At 59.6% G+C, this 16,220-nt stretch carries 16 protein-coding genes and 1 pseudogene; 8 read left to right on the top strand and 9 right to left on the bottom strand.

Translation table 11 applies throughout. The annotated features are described in order from the left end of the window. Window positions 1-184 precede the first annotated feature (184 nt). The 3 genes and pseudogenes from U5J94_RS05365 to U5J94_RS05360 all read left to right on the top strand — a co-directional run. Window positions 185-1,420, top strand: a pseudogene (locus U5J94_RS05365) (efflux RND transporter periplasmic adaptor subunit); the annotation flags it as partial. A 295-nt stretch (window positions 1,421-1,715) separates the two neighbouring features. Then, the gene (locus tag U5J94_RS15245; RefSeq protein WP_416224194.1) at window positions 1,716-1,946 is read left to right on the top strand and encodes an ABC transporter permease; all 231 of its coding nucleotides are present in this window, start codon (window positions 1,716-1,718) and stop codon (window positions 1,944-1,946) included. A 16-nt stretch (window positions 1,947-1,962) separates the two neighbouring features. Further along, a complete protein-coding gene (locus U5J94_RS05360; protein ID WP_322564611.1) occupies window positions 1,963-2,640 on the top strand; it encodes a DUF2057 family protein in 678 nt (225 codons plus the stop codon). Window positions 2,641-2,838: 198 nt separating this feature from the next. Here U5J94_RS05360 and pyrE read toward each other — a convergent pair whose 3' ends face one another. Further along, window positions 2,839-3,483, bottom strand: a complete 645-nt coding sequence (gene pyrE, locus U5J94_RS05355) for an orotate phosphoribosyltransferase (RefSeq protein WP_322564610.1) — start codon at window positions 3,481-3,483, stop codon at window positions 2,839-2,841. A gap of 85 nt (window positions 3,484-3,568) precedes the next feature. Here pyrE and U5J94_RS05350 point away from each other — a divergent pair, with 85 nt between their 5' ends. Further along, window positions 3,569-4,345 carry an exodeoxyribonuclease III gene (locus U5J94_RS05350; RefSeq protein ID WP_322564609.1) on the top strand — a complete coding sequence of 259 codons (777 nt, stop codon included), beginning with the start codon at window positions 3,569-3,571 and terminating at the stop codon, window positions 4,343-4,345. A 375-nt stretch (window positions 4,346-4,720) separates the two neighbouring features. Here U5J94_RS05350 and U5J94_RS05345 read toward each other — a convergent pair whose 3' ends face one another. After that, window positions 4,721-5,470, bottom strand: coding sequence for a sulfite exporter TauE/SafE family protein (locus tag U5J94_RS05345; protein WP_322564608.1), 750 nt, complete (start codon window positions 5,468-5,470; stop codon window positions 4,721-4,723). 52 nt (window positions 5,471-5,522) lie between these two features. On the opposite strand from U5J94_RS05345, the gene U5J94_RS05340 reads away from it, so the two are divergent. Continuing rightward, window positions 5,523-6,161 carry a hypothetical protein gene (locus U5J94_RS05340; RefSeq protein WP_322564607.1) on the top strand — a complete coding sequence of 213 codons (639 nt, stop codon included), beginning with the start codon at window positions 5,523-5,525 and terminating at the stop codon, window positions 6,159-6,161. A 7-nt stretch (window positions 6,162-6,168) separates the two neighbouring features. Here U5J94_RS05340 and slmA read toward each other — a convergent pair whose 3' ends face one another. The 5 genes from slmA to coaBC all read right to left on the bottom strand — a co-directional run bounded on the left by slmA (window position 6,169) and on the right by coaBC (window position 12,153). Next, a complete protein-coding gene (gene slmA / locus U5J94_RS05335) occupies window positions 6,169-6,771 on the bottom strand; it encodes a nucleoid occlusion factor SlmA (RefSeq protein ID WP_322564606.1) in 603 nt (200 codons plus the stop codon). A gap of 9 nt (window positions 6,772-6,780) precedes the next feature. After that, window positions 6,781-7,677, bottom strand: coding sequence for an acetylglutamate kinase (gene argB / locus U5J94_RS05330; protein ID WP_322564605.1), 897 nt, complete (start codon window positions 7,675-7,677; stop codon window positions 6,781-6,783). A 48-nt stretch (window positions 7,678-7,725) separates the two neighbouring features. Next, a complete protein-coding gene (locus U5J94_RS05325; RefSeq protein ID WP_322564604.1) occupies window positions 7,726-10,308 on the bottom strand; it encodes a phosphomannomutase/phosphoglucomutase in 2,583 nt (860 codons plus the stop codon). A gap of 33 nt (window positions 10,309-10,341) precedes the next feature. Next, entirely contained in the window at window positions 10,342-10,797 is a 456-nt protein-coding gene (gene dut, locus U5J94_RS05320) for a dUTP diphosphatase (RefSeq protein WP_322564603.1), read from the bottom strand. A gap of 81 nt (window positions 10,798-10,878) precedes the next feature. Beyond that, window positions 10,879-12,153, bottom strand: coding sequence for a bifunctional phosphopantothenoylcysteine decarboxylase/phosphopantothenate--cysteine ligase CoaBC (gene coaBC / locus U5J94_RS05315; RefSeq protein WP_322564602.1), 1,275 nt, complete (start codon window positions 12,151-12,153; stop codon window positions 10,879-10,881). Between the two features lie 364 nt (window positions 12,154-12,517). Between coaBC and radC the strand changes: the two genes are divergently transcribed. The 3 genes from radC (at window position 12,518) to rpmG (ending at window position 13,772) form a co-directional block, all read left to right on the top strand. Next, window positions 12,518-13,192 (top strand): RadC family protein, encoded by a 675-nt coding sequence (radC, locus tag U5J94_RS05310; RefSeq protein WP_322564601.1) that lies wholly within the window; start codon window positions 12,518-12,520, stop codon window positions 13,190-13,192. Window positions 13,193-13,367: 175 nt separating this feature from the next. Continuing rightward, window positions 13,368-13,604: a 50S ribosomal protein L28 gene (rpmB, locus tag U5J94_RS05305; RefSeq protein WP_322564600.1), complete on the top strand. Its 237-nt coding sequence runs from the start codon at window positions 13,368-13,370 to the stop codon at window positions 13,602-13,604. Window positions 13,605-13,616: 12 nt separating this feature from the next. Further along, window positions 13,617-13,772: a 50S ribosomal protein L33 gene (gene rpmG, locus U5J94_RS05300; protein ID WP_134080758.1), complete on the top strand. Its 156-nt coding sequence runs from the start codon at window positions 13,617-13,619 to the stop codon at window positions 13,770-13,772. A gap of 91 nt (window positions 13,773-13,863) precedes the next feature. Here rpmG and U5J94_RS05295 read toward each other — a convergent pair whose 3' ends face one another. Both U5J94_RS05295 and U5J94_RS05290 read right to left on the bottom strand, forming a co-directional pair. Next, window positions 13,864-14,169, bottom strand: a complete 306-nt coding sequence (locus tag U5J94_RS05295) for a DsrE family protein (protein WP_322564599.1) — start codon at window positions 14,167-14,169, stop codon at window positions 13,864-13,866. After that, the gene (locus tag U5J94_RS05290; RefSeq protein ID WP_322564598.1) at window positions 14,170-16,143 is read right to left on the bottom strand and encodes a hydantoinase/oxoprolinase family protein; all 1,974 of its coding nucleotides are present in this window, start codon (window positions 16,141-16,143) and stop codon (window positions 14,170-14,172) included. Between the last annotated feature and the right edge of the window lie 77 nt (window positions 16,144-16,220).

Genomic DNA, 16,220 nt, shown 5'->3' with positions numbered 1-16,220 from the left:
GGGTCAAAAAACAAACGCGGTTACTCTAGCATGATAAGCCCTGGCCGCGGCGCCGGAAGGCCGCATAATCGATGCCTGCCAAGGAGATTTATCCGTGTCGGGACGTCAACGCGCGCTGCTAATCGGCGGGCAGATCGCCAACCTGCCGGTCACCGAGGGCGATACGGTCGAGGCCGGCCAGTGATTGTTCGAAATCTGGAACGACGATCTGCAAGCCCAGCGCGATCTCGCGCAAAGCCAGATCCGCGCCAACCAGGCCCGCGAACAGGCCGCCTCCGCCAAACGCGAGGCCGCGCGTCTGACCCGCCTGCACAAGCAGGGGCTCACCTCCGAGGAAAGCGCCGATCAGGCCGAAAGCCTGGCCCGCTCGCAACTGGGTGTGGCCGAGGCGGCACTGGCCCGCACCCGCCTGCAGGCGCCCTTCGCCGGCACGGTGGCCGAGGTTAACGGCGAGGTGGGCGAGTTTGTCACCCCCTCGCCCATCGGCATCCCCACCCCGCCGGCGGTCGATCTGATCGACACCACCTGCCTGTATGTCTCCGCGCCCATCGACGAGGTGGACACGCCGGCGATCCGCCCCGGCATGCCGGCGCGCATCCTGCTCGACGCCTTCAGCAAAACCTTCTTCAGCGGCGAGGTGCGCCGGGTCGCCCCTTATGTGCTGGATACCGAGAAACAGGCCCGTACCGTCGATGTGGAGGTCAACTTCACCGACGTCGATAAATACCAGGACCTGGTCCTGCTGCCCGGCTACAGCGCCGACATCGAAGTGATCCTGGCGCGCCATCCCGACACCCTGCGCATCCCCACCGAAACCCTGCTCGAGGGGTTGCGGGTCTATGTCTACGACGCCACCAGCGGCACCATCAGCGCCCGGGCGGTGAAGACCGGCCTGAGCAACTGGCAGCACACCGAAATTCTCGACGGCCTGCAGGCGGGCCAGCAGATCGTGCTCTCCATCGATCGCGAAGGGCTGGCTGACGGCGTGCGGGTCAAACCGGGCGATCGCGCCCACCACAAACCGGAGCAGCTCTCCGGCGGGCAACGCCGGCGGGTCGCCATCGCCCGCGCCACCATCAACGCGCCGGCGGTGCTGCTGGCGATGACCATCGGCGTCGCCTCGGTGTTAATGCTCACTTCGCTGGGCGCCTTCAACATGCCCGTGGCCAGCGGCCGCTTCCTGCCCGCCGACGATCCCATTGCCCCGCGGGCCTTTGCGGTGCTTGGCCACAAGGTGCGCCAGGAGCTGTTCGGCCAGCAGAACCCGCTCGGCCAGCGGATCCGCATCGGTGGCGACCGCTACCGGGTCATCGGCAGCATGGCGTCCCGGGGACAGATACTCGGCTTTGATATGGACGACACGGCGTATATTCCCGCGGCCCGCGCTCTGGATTTGTTCAATCGCGATTCGCTGATGGAGATCGATGTGCTGTATCATGAAAGCGTGCCGGTGGAACCGGTGGTCGAGGGGATCAAGCGTATCCTGATCGCCCGGCACGGGCGCGAGGATTTCACCATTACCACCCAGGCACAGATGCTTGACGTGCTCGGTTCGATCCTCAATGTGCTGACCTGGGCCGTCGGCGCCATCGGCGGGATCTCGCTGCTGGCCGGGGGTATCGGTATCGTGACCATCATGACTATCAGTGTCAGCGAACGCCCCCCCGGAGATCGATCTGTTACGGGGACTGGGCGCGCGGCGCGGCCAGATTCTGATGCTGTTTCTGGGCGAGGCGGTGGTGCTGTCGGCCCTCGGCGGGCTGGTGCGGGGCATCGGCAGCGGGCAATTGCTGCAACTGATGTTACCCGTACTGCCGGTGCAGCCCACCTGGGGGTTCGTGATATTGGCCGAGTCGATCGCAATAATCATCGGCCTGCTGGCCGGCGTGCTGCCGGCCCAACGCGCGGCCCGACTGGATCCGGTCGAGGCGCTGAGAGCGGAATAACATAATGAGGAATACGATGAACTGGCGAACACTGACAGCTCTTTTATTGGCCACCCTGTTGCTGGCGGCCTGCGCGCCGACCGGTCCGGTCAAGTTTTATTCCGGCACGGACAAACCGAAGCATGAAATCGCGACGGTCAGGGTCCCCGGCCCGATCACCGTCACCCGTATCGACGGTCGCGAAGTCCGCGTGCCGTCTCAGGAGGAAGGCTTTTACGCACTGCACCTGCTGCCCGGCCGACACACCCTGACCTTCAAATACGAGCTCTACTGGGGTGCGGCCGACGCCGGCATGCTGCTCAAATCCAAACCGACCACAATACAGGCCGAGTTCAGTGCCGACCGGGTGTATGAACTGCGTTATGACGAGCCCCGCAACGAAAGCGAGGCCTTCAGCCTGGCCAGTGACTTTCAGGCCACGCTGGTGGAAGCCGGCAGCGGCAGGCGCGTCGCCGCCACCGCATCGGATGAATATCCGTCAGGATTTACCAACGCCGAACCGGTGGTCCGCGAAACGCCCGCCTCGACACCGTCGGCACAAAGCGGCGGCTCGCTGCCCACTGCCAGTCAGGCTGTCAATGAAGACGCCGTCAAACGGCTCAAGTTCTGGTGGCTGATGGCGGATGAAGCCGAACGCGAGGCATTCCGCAAGTGGATACAGCAGGATATGCCAAACTTCGGGGGGACAGAATAAAAACTCACCACCAAGACACGAAGGCACCAAGAAAGATTATTTTTTTGTAATACCGGTATCAAGATAACCGGGAGTCCCTGTGTTCAGATCAGGAACTCCCTATACAACCATCACATAATCAGAAGCTAACGCGACCTTGATTAATCAATAAATTATTCTTGGTGCCTTGGCGTCTTGGTGGTTTATCTTTTGACTATTTCACTCGATGCCGTACTGGTTACGGTAGGCCTTGACCGCTTCGAGCTTGTCATCCATCCCGGGCTGTTTTGACAGGTATTCGATGAGCAGCTCAAGCTGGATAATGCTGTGCACCGGGATGCCGTAATTGTTCTCGACTTCCTGGATAGCGGAGAGTTCGCCCTTGCCCTTCTCCTGACGGTCCAGCGCGATCACCACGCCCGCCGGGCTGGCACCGTTGGCCTCGATAATTTCCATCGCCTCGCCGATGGCGGTGCCGGCGGTAATCACATCATCGATGATCAGCACCTTGCCCTGCAGCGGCGCGCCGACGATGTTGCCCCCCTCGCCGTGGGCCTTGGCTTCCTTGCGGTTGAAAGCATAGGGCACGTCCCGATCATGCTGCTCGGCCAGGGCCACGGCTGTGGCGGCGGCCAGCGGAATGCCCTTGTAGGCGGGGCCGAACAGCACATCGAACTGCACACCGGCATCAACGATGGTCTGCGCGTAATAGCGCCCCAGTCGCGCCAGCGACTTGCCACTGTTGAACAGCCCGGCATTGAAAAAATAGGGACTGACCCGCCCCGACTTGAGGGTAAATTCACCAAAGCGCAATACCTCGCGCTGCAGGGCGAACTCGATAAATTCCTGTTGATAATCACGCATGCGACAAATTCCGGATTGTGGGGCTGGGGATTTCGTTGTTCAGGTTGTGTATCATACACCTTTTGCTCGTAACCGGATAAGTGTGATGTTCAGAGTGATTACCGCCAATCTCAACGGCATTCGCGCTGCCCAGCGCAAGGGGTTCTTCGAATGGATGAAACGCCAGAAGGCGGATGTGATCTGCATCCAGGAGACCAAGGCGCAGGAGCACCAGCTGGATAACAATATTTTCTACCCGAAGGGCTATCACACCTATTATTTCGACGCCCAGAAAAAAGGCTACAGCGGCGTGGCGATCATGAGTCGCCACCGGCCGGACAAGGTCTCCATCGGGCTGGGCTGGGATCATGTCGATACCGAAGGGCGCTGGATCGAAATCGAGATCGGCAAGCTCACCGTCGCCTCGCTCTATCTCCCCTCCGGCTCCTCCAGCGAACAGCGCCATAATAACAAGCTGATCTTCATGGACCGCTTCGCCGGGGATCTCAAGGCCATGCGCCGCCGACGCCGCGATTACATCATCTGCGGCGACTTCAATACCGTGCACAAGGAGATCGACATCAAGAACTGGAAATCCAACCAGAAAACCTCCGGCGTCACCCCGGTGGAACGCGCCTGGCTGGATAATCTGTTCGACAACATCGGCTTCATCGATGCGTTTCGCGAGATCAACAAAAAACCCGATCAGTACACCTGGTGGTCAAACCGCGGCAATGCCCGCGAGAACAACGTCGGCTGGCGTATCGACTATCAGATCATCACACCGGGCCTCAAAGGCACCGTTAAAAAAGCCTCGGTATATAAAAACAAGTGGTTCTCCGACCACGCCCCGCTGACCATCGACTATGACATCACTGTATAGTCCCGTTTCAGTGCGTATTTCTCACCACCAAGACACAAAGGCACCAAGTAAAATAATTACAATACAATTTACCTGGAAACTCGGTATGGACCCAACATGTATAAATGCCCTGGGTGGTGTGCCACCCTGGAATTTCTAAACCTGCTTCGTCAGATTCTAAATAAGCGTTCCGAATACCCGATCACTTTGTTCAAAAGATTGCTTCGCTTCGCTCGCAATGACCGAAAATAATGATGTCATTGCGAGGAACAACGTGACGAAGCAATCTCTCTGGACTGGTATTCGGAACGCTTATTTAGTTACTGACTATATCCGGCCAATTCGATATTAAAACTATCTTTTCTTGGTGCCTTTGTGTCTTGGTGGTAAATATTTTTACCCAATGATCAGCTTGATTCCCACCAGGATAGTCACGATCTCGAATACACGCTTGATCGCCCGGTTGCCCTTGATGATGGAATAGTGGGCACCGAGGTAGCCGCCCAGTAATGAGCCGAGCAGCAGAACCGGCACCCAGTCCCACTTGATCGACCCCAGCAGTCCCAGGGTCAGGGCGCCGCTGCTGTTCCAGAACAGGCCGACCATGACCAGTGTATGGGCGACGGCGCGCTTGTAGTCGAGACCAAACCAGCGCACCAGCCACAGGGTAACGAACAAGCCGGTTCCGGAGGTCAGCGAGCCATTGAGAAACCCGATGCCGAACAATACGGCCCCGCCGATCAGCCATCCGGCCCGGTCGCGATGGGTTCGCGTATCGACCTGCCCGAGCCCCGGGCTGGCCCAGGAGTAGATACCCAGCCCGACAGTCAACAATCCCAGCGCCAGTTCCGCCCAGCGGTCCGGCACGCTGAGAATCACGCCGGCACCCAGGACCACGCCCGGCACGCCGGTCAACAGCATCAACAGCGCGAATTGCCAGTCGAGGTTCCTTTCTCTAAAGTGGCGGGCCGAGGCGCCGATACCCAACGCAACACTGGCCAGTTTGTGGGTTGCCAGGGCGACACTGAAAGGCAGGCCGAGAAAGATCAACGCCGGCAACTGCAGCAGCCCGGCACCTCCGCCGGCAAAGGCGGAAAACGCATTGGCCACCAGGGACACAACAAATAACAGGATGTACTCCAACATGCGCGCAAAATTCCCTACAATTGAGATCCTGGACCCGAGGACCTTACATAAAATGATACCCGAATGCCGTCTGCCAATCCGTCTTTGTCTGCTGGCTCTGCTACTCGGCGGTTTTGCCCCCGCTGCGTTTGCCGGCACCTACAAATGCTGGACTAATGAAGACGGGGTTCGCGAATGTGGCCAGAGTGTCCCACCCGAATATTCCCAGCAACGCATTGAAATTCTCAACCAGCAGGGCGTGGTCATTGAGGTCGAGGAGGCGGCCAGGACCCAGGAAGAACTGGAGCAGGAAAAGCGCACCGCCGAACAGCGTAAACTGGAGCAGGAGGAAGAGGAGGAAAAACGCCGTCAGGATCACATTCTGTTGAGCACCTTTACCACCGAGCGTGATCTGAGGATGTATTACCAGGATAAAGGCAACTCCATTCAGAGGCTGATCGACATTACCCGCTCCAGTAACCAGTCCCGCCAGGAAAAACTGAATGAACTGCAAAAGCGGGCCGCCAACCTGGATCGTCGCGGCGAGTCACTCCCCGAGACTCTCCTGAAGGAAATGGAACAGCTCAAGCGGCAAATAGCCAATAACGAGAAATTCATCGCGGATAAGCAACAGGAGCTGGAACAACTGGATGCTGAATATGAGACGAAGCTAAAGCGATTTCGTGAGCTCAATTCGACCAGCTCACGTTAGCAACGGTTTACTGCCGACTTTGCAGCAGACCCACCAGCAGGCTCCACTGATCCTCCCACATCTCCAGCGGCGGGCGACGAAAGCCAGTACGTACATACTGATTGATCCGGCCTTCCACCACTGCCAGTAACAGATTGGCCGCCGGACCCACCGGCATATCCGGCGGCAATTCGCCGTTCATCTCGCCCTCACGCAATACCTGCTTGAACTGGGTCTCCAAACGATCATAAAACTGGTCGATACGGCTACGCAGGCGTTCCGTTTCGCCCACCAGTACGTCCCCGGCCAGCAGACGGGTAATTCCGGCGTTCTTGCCGGCAAAGCCAAGTACCAGCGCCATGATATGTTCGCTACGCGTGAGCGCGGATTTTTGATCCTCGAGTATCCGGTTGATGAGACCGAAGATCGACTCTTCGATAAATTCGATGAGCCCTTCGAACATCCGGGCCTTGCTCGGAAAATGTCGGTAAAGGGCCGCCTCGGAAACCCCGACCGCGCGGGCCAGGCCCGCGGTGGTAATCCGCTCACCGGGACTTTTTTCCAGTTCGCTTGCCAGAACCTCGAGGATCTGCTGGCGGCGCGACAGTTTGTTGGTTTTATGCTGGTCCATGTAAATACATTAGCTCCGGATAAGAGTGCCGACACCTTCATCGGTCAACACTTCCAGTAATACCGCATGCTCGACCCGGCCGTCGATGATCTGGGCCGTACCCACGCCGGAGTGCACGGCATCCAGGGCACAGCGGATCTTCGGTAACATACCGCCGTGAATCGTGCCATCAGCGATCAGTGCCTCAACCTCTTTGGCCTTGAGCCCGGTCAACAGTTCACCGTTGTTATCCAGCACCCCGGGGATATTGGTTAACAGAATCAGTTTTTCCGCACCCAGAGTGGTGGCGAGTTTGCCGGCCACCAGATCGGCATTGATATTATAGGACTGGCCATCCTCGCCGACACCGATGGGCGCAATCACCGGAATAAAGTCTCCCTGCTTGACCAGCATGTTCACCACGGAAGGATCGATACTCTCCACGTCGCCGACATGCCCGATATCGATGATCTCGGGGGCGTTCATCTCCGGGTTGTGCCGTTCGAAGGTCATCTTGCGTGCCCGGATCAGCCCGCCATCCTTGCCGGTCAAACCGACCGCATGCCCGCCGGCCTGATTGATGAGATTGACGATCTCCTTGTTGACCAGACCGCCGAGAACCATCAGCACGACATCCATGGTTTCGGCATCGGTTACCCGCATGCCTTCGATAAACTTGCTCTCCTTGCCGATCTGATCCAGGACATTGCCGATTTGCGGCCCGCCACCGTGCACGATCACGGGATTCATCCCCACCAGCTTCATCAGCACGATATCGCGCGCAAAGCCCTGCTTGAGCTTCTCGTCCACCATGGCGTTGCCACCATACTTGATGACCATGGTCTTGCCCTGAAAGCGCTGGATATAGGGCAAGGCCTCGGTCAGGACCCTGGCGATGTTCAATGCGGTATCTGGATTAATGCTCATGACAATCGCTTGTTCTTCTGATTGAGATAGACATTGTATTGCGGGTTATTAAAATGGCATCGCCAGATCCGGCTTGACCGTCTGCAACAACTCGCGGAATTTCTGCTGAATCCGTTGTAGCGCCTCCTTGTCTTTGGCTTCAAAGCGCAAGATCAGACTCGGCGTGGTATTTGAAGCGCGTACCAGGCCCCAGCCGTCCTCGAAATCGGCGCGCACACCGTCGATCATGAGCACGCTGGCATCCTCGAAATCGACCTGGTTCATTAACGCTTCCATAACCTGATGCGGTTCACCTTCTGCCAGTTCAATACGTAGTTCGGGCGTATTGATGGCATCCGGCAGGGCGGCAAACACTTCCCGCGGACTTCGTTTGTCATTAGCCAGAAGTTCCAGCAGACGCGCGGCGGCATACAGGGCATCATCGAAACCGTACCAACGCTCCTGAAAGAAAATGTGTCCGCTCATTTCACCGGCCAGCAGTGCGCCGGACTGTTTCATTTTGGCCTTGATCAATGAATGACCTGTTTTCCACATGATCGGCTCGCCGCCTTTTTCCCAGATCACCCGGGTCAGGTTACTGGAGCATTTGATGTCGTAAATAATCTGCGCGCCATGATTGCGCGACAGGATATCGGCGGCATACAGCATCATCAGCCGATCCGGCCAGATGATATTACCGTCGCTGCTAACCACACCGAGGCGATCGCCATCACCGTCAAAGGCAATACCCAGATCGGCACCCTGGGCGCGCACCAGTTCGATCACATCGCGCAGGTTCTCCGGCTGACTGGGATCGGGATGGTGGTTGGGAAAGCTGCCATCCACCTCGCTGTAAATGTCGATCACCTCGACACCGAGCGCGCGAAACAGTGCCGGCGCCACCGCGCCGGCCACCCCGTTACCGCAATCGATCACGACCTTTAAGGGCCGGGTGATCTTGATATCGGAAACGATGCGCTTGAGGTAGTCGTTGGTCACCTTGTGCGTGGCATAACTGCCCTTGCCCTGCACAAAATCCTTGTTCTCGATACGCCGACGCAGATCCTGGATCACGTCCCCGGAGAGTGTCTCTCCACCCAGCATCATCTTGAAACCATTATAATCGGGCGGGTTATGGCTGCCGGTCAGCATGACACCGGAGCCCTCGGCCATTTCATGCGCCGCATAATAAAGCACCGGTGTCGGTACCATGCCGACATCGATTACCTGCAAACCGGTTGATTGCAGACCGCGCACCAGCGCACCGCCCAGTTCCGGACCGGACTTGCGCCCATCGCGGGCAAAGGCCATTTTCGTCAGCCCGCGGCGGCTGGCTTCACTGCCCAGCGCCTGGCCGATCAACATGGCGTGCTGGGCACTCAGGGTACGCCCGACGATGCCGCGAATGTCATACGCCTTGAAAATCTCCGCCGGCGGCATAGCGGGCAACGCCGCTGTCGGCGCCGGTTCAGGCTTTTTTGGCGGTTCGGGCTCCCTGTTTTGAAAACGTGCCTGATTCTCGTCGCTGTCCAGTTCTTCGACTGAGATGCTGCTGTCCGCAAACAGCCGATCGCTGCTCGTCGCCCCCATCGGGGTGTTGAACGAGTGACTGTCATCATCATGCTCGCGTTGCACAACCGGAGCCACAGTCAGATCGTCCAGCCGTTTCGCCATCTGCTTGAACTCTTTCATTTTCATGAAATACTCATGACGCTTGTTCCCGCGCAGCAGACTGGCCTCAAGCAGCATGAAGTTTTCCAGATCATTGCGGATGGAACGACTCATCGCCTGGTACAACAACAGCACCGAGATTCCTATCAGCACGATGCTGATAACCAGAATGGTCAGCAGGTTCACATTAAACGCCGAAACCCGGACCACCTGCGGCATCCAGGCCGACAGCTGCCAGGCGGTATTGGGAATATCCACATGGGTCGACTCGGCCCGGGTCTGATAGGCAGGATCTCCCGCCTTGCCCAGCAGGACCGAATTTTGTTCGGTGATTTTCTGCTTCAGCTCGACATAACCCTTGCCGGCGGCCTGCTGCATCCACTGATCCAGCAGGCCGGCATCGAGCGCCAGCTGCACATGGCCAATCACCTCGTCCCCAGCCCGATTCAGGACCGGCTCGACGATATCGATATGTTGCTGCGGGGTATCCAGCGCATGAACCTCGACCGGCGGGCGGCTTCGTAACTCCTCGGCCTGACGCTGCTGATCCAGACAGGCAAACCCGAGATGCGGCTCGCTGCTTTTATCCGGGGAATAGATTTTCGGCTGCAGCAGACGCACTTGCAGGGCGTTATTAAACATCGACTGCAATTCATGTTCGCGCTCGGCGATTGCCGCCCGATTACCGCTTCTCAACAGCTCACGAGTCTGCGGATCCTTTGCCACGCTGTGCAGGCCCTGGGCGTAATCGGCCACCGCCTCGCTGATACCCGTGGCCGTGCGCCGGGCCTCGTTTTCCAGCACCGCATTTTCCTGGGTCTGCAGGGCGAGCAGCGGCGTCATCTGGCCGGTAAACACGGCCACGGTCAAAATGGCGCTGAACAGGAAAAAGGCGATCAGGCTCACCGTGGTCAGGGTAACGCCACCGGAACTGATCTGTTGTTGCTGGTGCTTGCTTTTGCGTTTGCGACGACGGGCCACGCTGCTTCTCCCTGTTACGGGTTATTATTCAGGTTATGCACTGCCGGTGTGCCCAAACCCGCCTTCGGCCCGGACACTTGGTTCGAAATTCTCCACGAGTTCGAACTGTGCCTGAACCACCGGCACCAACACCAGTTGGGCGATACGCTCACCAATCTCGATAGTAAAAGAATCGCTGCCGCGATTCCAACAGGAGACGAATAACTGACCCTGGTAGTCTGAATCGATCAGGCCGACCAGGTTGCCCAGCACGATACCGTGTTTATGCCCCAGCCCGGAACGCGGCAGAATCACCGCCGCCAGCGACGGATCGCCGATATGAATCGACAGCCCCGTCGGAATCAGTTGGGTTTCGCCCGGGTTCAGCGCCAGTGGTTCTGGCAGACAGGCGCGCAAGTCCAGTCCGGCGGAACCGTCGGTGGCATAGTGCGGCAGGGGAATATCCTTGCCGAGACGATCATCGAGCAGTTTGAGTTTGATACGTGTCATAGGGACAGAGCTCGCCTGTAAGTTGGTGAGTGTTTATTCTGGTTGGTGTCGGCATCGAGCCGGGCCGACCCAAGGCCTGTTTTATATTTTTGGTCGGCTGGCCTGATTCAATTTTACTATTTTACCCTTGCCGGCGGCAGTCCGATCACGCTGTTCATAACGGCTGACGATGACCGGTATCAACTGGCGAGCCAGTTGCGCCTTGGAGGCCAGCGGTAGATGAGCTTCTCCGCCCGGCCAGAAGACCTGCAGGGCGTTGGTCTCGCTGCCAAAGGTCCCGTCAGTGTCGGTCGCGGCCGGCCCCACCTGGTTGGCCACCACCATTTCCAGCTGCTTGGCCTCCAGTTTGGCACGGGCATAGCGCTCCAGATCGGTGGTTTCGGCGGCAAAGCCGACGCAAAACACGCCCGGATGCTGCTGTTTGACACCGGCCAGAATGTCGGGATTCTTCTCCAGCTCCAGGGTCAGATGCGACTGGTCTTTTTTGATCTTCTCCGGCCGGGCCCGGGACGGCCGGTAATCGGCCACCGCCGCGGTGGCGATAAAGATATCGGCTTCGTCAATGCGCGAGGCCACCGCCGCGGCCATCTGTTGTGCGCTGATCACCTCGAGGCGCTCGACGTGTGCCGGGGCGGCCAGATTGACCGGACCACTGACCAGAATCACCCGGGCACCGGCCTCCACCGCCGCTTCGGCCAGACTGAAACCCATCTTGCCGGAGCTGTGGTTGGAGAGATAACGCACCGGGTCAATCGCCTCCCGGGTCGGCCCGGCGGTGATCAGCACGGTCTTGCCGGTGAGGCTGCCGGTGCTGAACAGATCGGCCAACCGGGTAACGATCTGCTCCGGCGGACTCATACGCCCGGCGCCGACATCGCCGCAGGCCTGCTCGCCCTCGTCGGGACCGATCAGCAGGATGCCGCGTTGCTGCAGGGAACGGACATTGTCGACAGTGGCCGGATTGGTCCACATATGGGTGTTCATGGCCGGGGCCACCGCCAGCGGCCGTTCGGCGGCCAGACAAACGGTGGAAAGTAAGTCGCTTGCACGACCCTGGGCCAGGCGGGCCAGAAAATCAGCACTGGCCGGGGCGACAATAATGGCATCGGCCCAGCGCGCCAGCTCAATGTGGCCCATCGCCGCCTCGGCATCGGCGTCCAGCAAATCCTGGTGCACCGGGTGACCGGAAACCGCCTGAAAGGTCATTGGCGTGACGAACTCGCCGGCGCCCTCGGTCATCACCACCCGCACCTCGGCCCCCGCCTCGCGCAGGCGACGCACCAGATCGGCCGCCTTGTAGGCGGCAATGCTGCCGGTGACCCCGAGCAGGATGTGTTTGTTGGCCAGCTGTGTCATACATATAAAGTGTATCAGAGTTTCCGGGCCCTTCGGAGTAAACTCCGAAGGACAGGGCCGAGGGACGAGGAAAATCTTCAACCACGAAGGCACAAAGACACAAAGGAAGAACCGTTCTGTCCTGGGCCGTCATAGCGGTGCAGACAGGGGTAGGCCGGACATAGCAACGCGGTGTCCGGCAGCCGGAGAATTGCCCGATACCGCTGCGCCATATCGGGCCTACCTGCTCCGTGGTTCTGGTTTTCCTCGTAACTCGTCCCTCGTCACTCGGCCCTTTTCCTGACTATAATTGAACAACACTCTCTGGTCGGCCGGAAATGCTGGCCGGTTTACCCAATCTGCTGAAAACGACAAGGAGGTCGTCATGCCCCTCACCGACTGGCCGCAGGCGGAGCGCCCGCGGGAAAAACTCCTGGCCCGCGGTCCCGAAGCCCTCTCCGACGCCGAATTGCTGGCGATTTTTCTGCGCACCGGCACCCGCGGCAAAACCGCCGTGGATCTGGCCCGCGAGGTGCTGCACCAGTTCGGCGGCCTGCGTGGGCTGCTGACCGCCAGCCAGGAACAGTTCTGCCAGCTACCCGGGCTGGGCCAGGCCAAATACGTGCAGTTGCAGGCCGTGCTGGCGCTGGCCCAACGCCACCTGGGCGAGACCCTGCAACGGGAGAGTGGTCTGCACAGCCCGGAGGATACCAAACGCTATCTGCAAAGCCGACTGCGGGATCTGCCCCACGAGGTGTTCGCCTGCCTGTTTCTCGACAGCCAGCACCGGGTGATCCGCTACGAGGAGCTGTTTCGCGGTACCCTCAACGGCGCCAGCGTGCATCCGCGCGAGGTGGTCAAAAAGACCCTGCAACACAATGCCGCGGCGCTGATTTTCGCCCACAACCACCCCTCAGGCATCGCCGAACCCAGCCACGCCGATCGCCACCTGACCGGCCGGCTGGTCGAAGCGCTGGAGCTGGTAGACGTGCGGGTGCTGGACCATATTGTGGTCGGCGACGGCGAGTGCGTGGCCTTTTCGGAGCGGGGCTGGCTATAAAAAACAGGGCCGAGGGACGAGTGACGAGTGACGAGGAAACCCGGCACGGCCGACAGTTTGCCTGAAATCCGCGCGATACGGCACTTTAGGAGGAATTGGGCTTGTAAGGCTGGCGGGAAATCCGTAAAATTCGCGCTCTTTGACGCATTGTGCAGCCGATTTTTGGAGAATAACCATGGCCAGAGTCTGTCAAGTGACTGGCAAACGTCCGATGAGCGGGAACAACGTCTCCCACGCTCATAACAAAACCCGTCGCCGTTTTCTGCCCAACCTGCATAACCACCGCTTCTGGGTGGAATCGCAGAACCGCTGGGTGAAACTGCGTGTCAGCAGCAAGGGCATGCGCATCATCGACAAAAAAGGCATCGAGGTCGTCCTCGAGGATCTGCGCCGTCGTGGCGAAAAGGTGTAAGGAGCCAATATCATGCGTGACAAAATCAAACTCGTCTCCAGCGCCGGCACCGGCCACTTCTACACCACGACCAAAAACAAGCGCAACATGCCGGAAAAAATGGAAGTGAAGAAGTACGATCCGGTGGTCCGCAAGCACGTGGCCTACAAGGAAGCGAAGATCAAGTAAACCGTTCGACGCAACGTGCGCTCGCTGAACCCCAAAAAACCCGCTGCCTCGTCAGCGGGTTTTTTTATGCCGCCGTGCGAGGTGGCGCCCGTCACGGGCGCCAGTATTTATAGCCTTGCAACTGTCGCTGAATGACATGCGGCGCGCCGGCCGGGATAAAATCGACTTCCAGGGGAAAATCCCCCTCTTCCAGCTCCCAGGCCCGCATGCTGATTCGACAGACCTTAAAGGCGACACCGCGATTGACCAGCTTGATCAACAGCTGGTTGGTTTGCGGGTTATTGGCCAGCAGTGCATGAATGCCGTCTTCATAGGCAACCACTTCGATATTCAGTTTCTTCTGCCCCAAATCCTCGAGCACCTTGTCAATTTGCAGCAGAGCCCGACGATATTTCAATTATCGCCGGTTTAATAACAAACAACCTGTCTCATGCACCCGGGCCTGCCAGTGCGGTGCGAGGTAGGTGGTGGAGACGGTTTCGGTGATCAATACCGGCCCGCGAAGGGTTTGTCCGACGACCAGTTCCTCCCTGGCGTAGACCGGCACCGGTGTCTCGATTGCATGCAAGTCAACGTATTCATAAGGTTCAGCCGGATCGCCCTGGCTGACGGCCTGTAACACGATCTCCTGAGGGGGACGCTGCAAGGCAACACGCAGATTGACCAGCTCCACCGGCAGCGCGAGTTGATGGCCGTAGCGTTGTTCGTGTTGGGCATGAAAATCGGCCGTGGCCTGGTCGATATTCTGCCAGGGCAGATTGAGATAATAGGACTGCCCCTGGTAACGCAGATCGACACTGGGCGCCACCTCGATCGTCTCCCGCGCAACACCTTCCTGCTGCATGGCCTCGAGGCCCGGTTCGATCAACGCCGCAAATGCGTGATCCATCGTTGCATTATCCCGATCGCGTAACAGCCCTCCCAGCGTCCGTGACAGTTGCCGGGCGCGCGGCGCCACCAGCATGCCAAGCGCAGACAACACCCCGGCGTAGACCGGGACGATGGCCCGTTGCATGTTCAGCGCCTCGGCCAGGGCACAGACGTGCAGGCCGCCGGCCCCACCAAAGGAGACCAGCGCCAGCTGACGTGGATCGATCCCCCGCTGCACTGACATGACCCGCAGGGCGTGGGCCATATGCTCGTTGGCCAGACGCAGGATCCCTTCGGCCGCCTCTTCGGGCGACAGATTGAGCTGGCGGGCAATCTCGTCCACTGCCGCTTTTGCCGCCGCCCCATCCAGCGTCATATTGCCGCCGAGAAACGCGCCGGGGCGCAGGCGCCCCAGCAGCAGATTGGCATCGGTCACGGTAGCCCGCTTGCCGCCCCGAGCGTAACAGGCCGGCCCGGGTGCCGCGCCGGCCGACTCGGGGCCTACCTGCAACAACCCGCCGGCGTCCACGCTGGCCAGTGAACCACCACCGGCACCGATGGTGTGCATGTCGACCATCGGCACCGCAACCGGATACCCCCGGATGGTCCCTTCACTGGTGAGCTTGAGCGCCCCGTCGATCAGCGCCACATCGGTGGACGTGCCGCCCATATCGAAGGTCAGCAGGCGTCGGCAGCCAACCTGCTCGCCGATATACCGGGCCGCGGCCAGCCCCCCGGCCGGGCCCGAGAGCAACATGTGTACCGCCTCTTCCCTGGCCTGGTGGGCGGCGATGGTACCGCCGGAACTTTGCATCACCGTGATATGCGCCTGCGGCACCCCCTGTTGCAGCCGCTGCAGATAGCCTTCGACCCGCGGTCCGACGCAGGCGTTGAGCCAGGTGGTCATGCCCCGTTCATACTCTTTATATTCGGGCAAGACGCGGGAGGAACGGGAGATAAACAGCCCGGGCGGCAGGGCCGCCTCGATCTGCTTTTCGAAGCTGTCATCCAGATAGGAGAACAACAAATTGATCGCCACTGCTTCCGGCTGCAGGCGCGCAATCGCCTCGCGTAGCTGCTGCAGATCGGCCCCGGTGAGCGGCTCGATGACACTGCCGTCCGCGGCCAGACGTCCGCCGGTCTCCAGGCAATGATCCCGTGGCACCGGTGGCGCCAGGGTGCGCGGCTGCAGGTTATACAGCTCGCGCCGGGTCTGTCGGCCAATGCTCAGCATGTCACCCAGCCCGCGGTTGGTGATAAAGACGGTGCGCGCGCCCTTGCCTTCCAGTACCGCGTTGGTCGCCACGGTCGAGCCATGCACAATATAAAAGGCCGTCCCCTCCGCCAGCTGATCCAGTTGCAGATCCCGCACCCCTTGCAGGATCGCCGCCTCCGGCGCCGCCGGGGTGGACAGCACTTTGTGCATGGTGATCGCGTCCTCCCGATACAGGACAAAATCGGTAAAGGTCCCGCCGGTATCGACGCCGAGTAGTACACTCATGGGTAAGCCATTCCTTCCGGATTCGCGATCGATTGTATCATCTTGGCCAAAACGGCATTACGGGCTTGTCACCCGGA

The organism is Thiohalophilus sp., assembly GCF_034522235.1.
In the GTDB taxonomy this organism is placed as follows: domain Bacteria; phylum Pseudomonadota; class Gammaproteobacteria; order UBA6429; family Thiohalophilaceae; genus Thiohalophilus.
Note: the sequence above shows the minus strand (reverse complement) of the source record. Positions and strands in the feature narration are given on the sequence as shown.

What these genes read in the sequence shown, in the direction of transcription:
- U5J94_RS05290 (WP_322564598.1), bottom strand. Translation starts at nt 16,143, where the DNA reads ATGAGTGTACTACTCGGCGTCGATACCGGCGGGACCTTTACCGATTTT.
- argB (WP_322564605.1), bottom strand. Translation starts at nt 7,677, where the DNA reads ATGAGCATTAATCCAGATACCGCATTGAACATCGCCAGGGTCCTGACC.
- rpmG (WP_134080758.1), top strand. Translation starts at nt 13,617, where the DNA reads ATGCGTGACAAAATCAAACTCGTCTCCAGCGCCGGCACCGGCCACTTC.
- U5J94_RS05340 (WP_322564607.1), top strand. Translation starts at nt 5,523, where the DNA reads ATGATACCCGAATGCCGTCTGCCAATCCGTCTTTGTCTGCTGGCTCTG.
- U5J94_RS15245 (WP_416224194.1), top strand. Translation starts at nt 1,716, where the DNA reads ATGCTGTTTCTGGGCGAGGCGGTGGTGCTGTCGGCCCTCGGCGGGCTG.
- radC (WP_322564601.1), top strand. Translation starts at nt 12,518, where the DNA reads ATGCCCCTCACCGACTGGCCGCAGGCGGAGCGCCCGCGGGAAAAACTC.
- pyrE (WP_322564610.1), bottom strand. Translation starts at nt 3,483, where the DNA reads ATGCGTGATTATCAACAGGAATTTATCGAGTTCGCCCTGCAGCGCGAG.
- slmA (WP_322564606.1), bottom strand. Translation starts at nt 6,771, where the DNA reads ATGGACCAGCATAAAACCAACAAACTGTCGCGCCGCCAGCAGATCCTC.
- dut (WP_322564603.1), bottom strand. Translation starts at nt 10,797, where the DNA reads ATGACACGTATCAAACTCAAACTGCTCGATGATCGTCTCGGCAAGGAT.
- U5J94_RS05345 (WP_322564608.1), bottom strand. Translation starts at nt 5,470, where the DNA reads ATGTTGGAGTACATCCTGTTATTTGTTGTGTCCCTGGTGGCCAATGCG.
- coaBC (WP_322564602.1), bottom strand. Translation starts at nt 12,153, where the DNA reads ATGACACAGCTGGCCAACAAACACATCCTGCTCGGGGTCACCGGCAGC.
- rpmB (WP_322564600.1), top strand. Translation starts at nt 13,368, where the DNA reads ATGGCCAGAGTCTGTCAAGTGACTGGCAAACGTCCGATGAGCGGGAAC.
- U5J94_RS05350 (WP_322564609.1), top strand. Translation starts at nt 3,569, where the DNA reads ATGTTCAGAGTGATTACCGCCAATCTCAACGGCATTCGCGCTGCCCAG.
- U5J94_RS05360 (WP_322564611.1), top strand. Translation starts at nt 1,963, where the DNA reads ATGAACTGGCGAACACTGACAGCTCTTTTATTGGCCACCCTGTTGCTG.